The 1,026-nt window shown below is 57.7% G+C and carries 1 rRNA gene; it reads right to left on the reverse strand.

Features of this window, described 5'->3' with window-relative positions:
• A 23S ribosomal RNA gene (locus tag GZ1_RS17720) occupies nt 1-1,024 on the reverse strand; the annotation flags it as partial.
• Between the last annotated feature and the right edge of the window lie 2 nt (nt 1,025-1,026).

Here is a 1,026-nt window from a genome sequence, read left to right on the forward strand (position 1 = left end):
TCTCGACCACGGATCTTATCACTCGCAGTCTGACTCCCGGGCATAAGTCATTGGCATTCGGAGTTTGACTGGGTTCGGTAACCCGGTTTGGGCCCCTAGCCCAATCAGTGCTCTACCTCCAAGACTCCTAAACCCGAGGCTAGCCCTAAAGCTATTTCGGGGAGAACCAGCTATCTCCAAGTTCGATTGGCATTTCACCCCTACCCACACCTCATCCCCGCACTTTTCAACGTGCGTGGGTTCGGGCCTCCAGCCGGTGTTACCCGGCCTTCACCCTGGACATGGGTAGATCACCTGGTTTCGGGTCGACGACGACGTACTCACACGCCCTGTTCAGACTCGCTTTCGCTGCGGCTCCGCCTCTCCGGCTTAACCTCGCACGCCATCGTCACTCGCCGGTTCATTCTACAAAAGGCACGCCATCACCCATCAACGGGCTCTGACTACTTGTAGGCACACGGTTTCAGGTTCTCTTTCACTCCCCTCCCGGGGTGCTTTTCACCTTTCCCTCACGGTACTGGTGCACTATCGGTCACTAGGGAGTATTTAGCCTTGGGAGATGGTCCTCCCTGCTTCCGACGGGATTCCTCGTGTCCCGCCGTACTCAGGATCCGCTCGGGAGGGAACGAAGTTTCGACTACAGGGCTCTCACCTTCTCTGGCCGGCCGTTCCAGACCGGTTCGTCTACCCCGTCCCTTTCTCACTCCCATCGTGAGCGGTCCTACAACCCCAAGAGGACATGCCTCTTGGTTTGGGCTGTTCCCGTTTCGCTCGCCGCTACTCAGGGAATCGCGGTTGCTTTCTTCTCCTCCGGGTACTAAGATGTTTCAGTTCCCCGGGTGTGCCCTCCATGCCCTATGGATTCAGGCATGGATACTGCCCCATTACGGACAGTGGGTTCCCCCATTCGGACATCTCCGGATCAACGCTTGCTTACAGCTCCCCGAAGCGTTTCGGCGTTTGCCCCGTCCTTCATCGGCTCCTAGTGCCAAGGCATCCACCGTGCGCCCTTTCTAGCTTAACCTA

This window comes from Geobacillus zalihae NBRC 101842 (assembly GCF_001544135.1).
Taxonomy (GTDB): domain Bacteria; phylum Bacillota; class Bacilli; order Bacillales; family Anoxybacillaceae; genus Geobacillus; species Geobacillus zalihae.